2 protein-coding genes and 1 pseudogene are annotated in these 2507 nt (G+C 71.3%); all 3 read right to left on the bottom strand.

Translation table 11 applies throughout. From position 1 onward, the window contains the following. Positions 1 to 501, bottom strand: a pseudogene (locus ABNT58_RS23885) (hypothetical protein); the annotation flags it as partial. A 144-nt stretch (positions 502 to 645) separates the two neighbouring features. Further along, a complete protein-coding gene (locus tag ABNT58_RS23880; protein WP_348755895.1) occupies positions 646 to 1458 on the bottom strand; it encodes an alpha/beta fold hydrolase in 813 nt (270 codons plus the stop codon). Between the two features lie 197 nt (positions 1459 to 1655). Continuing rightward, positions 1656 to 2507: methyl-accepting chemotaxis protein (locus tag ABNT58_RS23875; RefSeq protein WP_348755894.1), on the bottom strand; the 852-nt coding region annotated here is incomplete at its 5' end.

The following is a 2507-nucleotide window of genomic DNA, read 5'->3' as shown; positions in this document are numbered from 1 at the left end:
GCGGTCGTCACGGGGCCGGTCGAAGCGCGGGCGCTCACCCGGCGCACGGTCGGGCCGGTCGCCGCGGGGGCGATCACCGTACGGACGGTCGCCATGGGGCCGATCGCCGTAGGGCCGGTCACCTGGCGGCCGGTCACCGCCCTGGCGGTCGCCGCGGGGCCGGTCGCCTTGCCCACCTGGCCCAGCTTCGCCACGCGTCCGGTCGCCATGGGGACGGTCGCCCTGCGGCCGATCCCCGCGGAGCCGGTCGAAGCGCGGGCGTTCGTCGCCACCCCGTTCAAAGCGCGGGCGGTCGCCCGGCGGGCCGTCGCGGCGGGGCCGGTCGCCGCGGGCGCCGCGTTCGGGCTGCTGGCGGAAGGCTTCTTCGCGGGCGGCGCGGTCGGCCTGGGCCTCGGCCAGCGTGCGCTGGCGGCGGGGGGCGGTGGCTGCGCGCAGCGGAGCGCGGGCGCGGTCGCCGCTGCCGGCAGCAGCCGGCTTGTTCTTCAATTTCAGGGTGGCCATGTGACAAGGCGCGGCCAAAAAGTGGCCGGCAAGGGGGCGATTGGACCACGATGCGCGCCCGGACACCCGCTAAGCCAGGTTCCGCCGGGCCGCCCCAAGGAACCTACTCCCCTCGGGGGGGCGCGAGCGAAGCGAGCTTGGGGGCTACAGCCTCGGTCCGAACAGTTCCGCGATGGCCGTGCGGTACTGCGGCTGCGCCAGGTCGTTGGTGTTGTGGTGGGTGCCGCCCTCCACCAGCAGGAAGCGCTTGGGCGCGGTGGCGCGCTCGTACAGCGCGCGGCCCAGCTCGGGCGGAATCAGCTGGTCGTCGGTGCCGTGCACCACCAGCACCGGCGCCTTGACGCGGGCGATGCGGTCGCCCGCCTCGAAGCGCTGGGTCAGCAGCGGGCCCACCGGCAGCCAGCCCCAGCGCATCGTGGCCAGCACGTCGCGGATGGAGGTGAAGGTGTTTTCCACGATCAGGCCCGAGGCGTCATCCACCTCCTGCGCCAGGTTCACCGCGATGGCGCCGCCCAGCGAGTGGCCGAAGATGTAGCGGTGCGACTGCGGATGCTGCGTGGCCAGCCAGTCCCAGGCGGCCCGTGCATCCTGGTAGGACATCGATTCGGACGGCAGCACCGCCGTGCTGCGGCCAAAGCCCCGGTAGTCGATGCCCAGCACCGCAAAGCCCAGGTCGTGCATGCGGCGCATGCGGTTGGCGCTGCCGCGCACGTCCCAGCGGGCGCCGTGCAGGTACAGCATCACCGGTGCGTCGGGCCGGCTTTGCGCCAGCCACAGTCCGTGCAGCTTCACCGGCTTGCCCGCGTGCCAGCCGCTGTCGGGGGTGTAGTCGATCCAGACGTCGCGGAATTCCTGGTCGTCCAGCTCACCGCCCCACCAGGTGCCCGGGGTGGGCTGGAAGATCCAGCTGCGCTGCTGCTCGTCGAGCGATGCACAGCCGGCCGCCACGGCGGCCATGAACAGCAATCCGAACAACTGGGCCCAACCGTGGCGGCGCAGCCCTGCAACAACCTGGACAACCTGACGCATGGGCCGCGATGCTTGCACAGCCCGTGCCGGCTGAACGAATGAAAAGCCGATTTTCCGCAGGCCGTACCGGAGATGCCTTGCGCTTAGCAGCGCAGCAACATGGTCACAAGCGGTACGCCGCCCGTTCAGGCCCGGGCGCGGAACACCGACACCGCTTCCACCAGGTGGTGGGTCTGGTTGCTCAGGCTCTGCGCAGCGGCGGCCGATTGCTCCACCAGCGCCGCGTTCTGCTGGGTGTTGCGATCCAGCAGGCTCACGGCTTCGCTCATCTGGCCGATGCCGGTGGTCTGCTCACGGGTGGCCTCGCTGATCGAGTTGACCAGCGACTGCACCTCACGCACCTGCGACATGATCTTGCCCATCGCCTCGGCGGCATGCGCCACCTGGCGCTCGCCGTCCTGCACCCGCTCGACGCTGTTGCCGATCAAGGTGCGGATCTCCTTGGCCGCCTGCGCGCTGCGCTGCGCCAGGCTGCGCACCTCGCCGGCCACCACCGCGAAGCCGCGGCCCTGCTCACCCGCCCGCGCGGCTTCCACCGCGGCATTCAGGGCCAGGATGTTGGTCTGGAAGGCGATGCCGTCGATCACCTCGATGATCTCGCCGATCTGCTTGCTGCTGGCGGTGATGCCCTGCATGGTGCTGGTCACACGCTGCACCACTTCGCCGCCTTCGGTGGCCGCGGCGCTGGCGCCGCTGGACAGCTCGGCCGCGCGCTGGGCGGCCTCTGCGTTGTTGCGCACGATGGAGCTCATCTCTTCCATCGACGCGGCGCTTTCTTCCAGGCTGGCGGCCGCCTGCTCGGTGCGGTCGCTCAGGTCGGTGTTGCCCTGGGCGATCTCGCCGCTGGCCTGTTCCACCGTCACCACCTGTTCGGCCACGTCGTCGATGATCCAGCGCAGCATCAGGCCGAGCTGGTTGAGCGAGCGCAGCGTCAGGCCCACCTCGTCCACCCGGTCCAGCGCCAGGCTGCCCACTTC

The sequence above is a fragment of the uncultured Aquincola sp. genome, from assembly GCF_964001545.1.
Lineage (GTDB): Bacteria > Pseudomonadota > Gammaproteobacteria > Burkholderiales > Burkholderiaceae_C > Aquincola.
Note: the sequence above shows the minus strand (reverse complement) of the source record. Positions and strands in the feature narration are given on the sequence as shown.

What these genes read in the sequence shown, in the direction of transcription:
- ABNT58_RS23880 (WP_348755895.1), bottom strand. Translation starts at nt 1,458, where the DNA reads ATGGCCGCCGTGGCGGCCGGCTGTGCATCGCTCGACGAGCAGCAGCGC.